We start from the raw sequence: 1,258 nt of genomic DNA on the forward strand, positions 1-1,258 counted from the left end.
TGTAGTGGTCAAGTAAAATTGGCCACGGTTTTAGAGTCATTCCAGAATAACCGTTCTGACTCATTTGGCGTCAGACCACCGTTATATTGATGTGGCCTGATCTCGCTGTAATATCCTGTGATGTACTGTGTGATTGAACGCTGTGCCTGACCAAAACTCTCATATCCTATTGATGGTACCCATTCTGTTTTTAAGCTTCGGAAGAATCGCTCCATCGGGCTGTTATCCCAACAATTTCCTCGACGGCTCATGCTTTGCTCAATCTGATATCGCCAGAGTAGTTGCCGAAATTTCAGACTGGTGTAATGCGAGCCTTGATCACTATGGAACATAACATTTTTCGGCTTCCCTCTTGCCTCAAAAGCCATTGATAGCGCTTTACCCGTTAAGTTGGTATCCGGCGATAGAGACATTGCCCAACCGACGGGTTTTCTTGCAAAGAGATCAATAACCACGGCTAAATAAGCCCAGCGCGTTCCAACCCAAACATACGTGACATCACCGCACCAGACTTGGTTCGGCTCCGTCACGGCGAACTGGCGGTCTAATTTATTAGCTACTTCAACGTGTTCTTGAGTAGCTTTCTTGTAAGCATGCTTAGGCAACTGACAACTCACTAAGCCAAGATTTTTCATTAACTTACTAGCACGATAACGGCTCAGTGGTATTCCTTTTGCCGTAACGATCTCTGCGATAGTTCGAGCCCCCGCAGAGCCATTACTGATGCGGTACGCGGCTTTAACTTCGCTACATAACTCGACGAAATCAGAATTAATCGCCTTGGGGCGGCCAGACCAATATTTGTAACTGCTTCGATGGATGCTGAACACATCACAAAGTGTAGATACACTGTGGCTCTGCTTGAGCTTCTCGACTAGCGAGAATTGTTCAGCGAGTCGGACATCAAGAGAGCTGTAGCCTTTTTTAATATTTCATTATGTTCTTCGAGGCGAGCCAGTTTCTTCTTTAACTCACGGATCTCGATTTGTTCTTGCGTCATCGGGGAAGCTTTAGGTGAAACTCCTTGCCGCTCTTCTTTGAGTTGGCGAACCCACTTATCCATGGTGGATTTACCGACATTCATTGCCTTGGCTGCTTCAGCTACCGAGTAGCCCTGGTCAAGAACCAACTGCGCGGCTTCAAGTTTAAACTCGGGGCTAAATGTTCTTCTACTGCGTTTTGTCATTGCGTCACCTGTTAACTTCTGAGGCGATGATATCACCTCTTATCAGGTGGCCAAATTAACTATGCCACTACA

Annotated in this window: 1 protein-coding gene; it reads right to left on the reverse strand. The window is 46.3% G+C overall.

Annotated elements, in window-relative coordinates; translation table 11 throughout:
- Nucleotides 1-8: 8 nt before the first annotated feature.
- Nucleotides 9-1,186, reverse strand: a protein-coding gene (locus tag C9J03_RS26320) for an IS3 family transposase (RefSeq protein WP_420813033.1) whose coding sequence is annotated in 2 segments (ribosomal slippage) — nucleotides 9-919 and nucleotides 919-1,186 — 1,179 coding nt in all. Because the reading frame shifts where the segments join, the coding sequence is not laid out codon by codon here.
- Nucleotides 1,187-1,258 lie beyond the last annotated feature (72 nt).

The organism is Photobacterium gaetbulicola (genome assembly GCF_003025515.1).
In the GTDB taxonomy this organism is placed as follows: Bacteria; Pseudomonadota; Gammaproteobacteria; order Enterobacterales; family Vibrionaceae; genus Photobacterium; species Photobacterium gaetbulicola.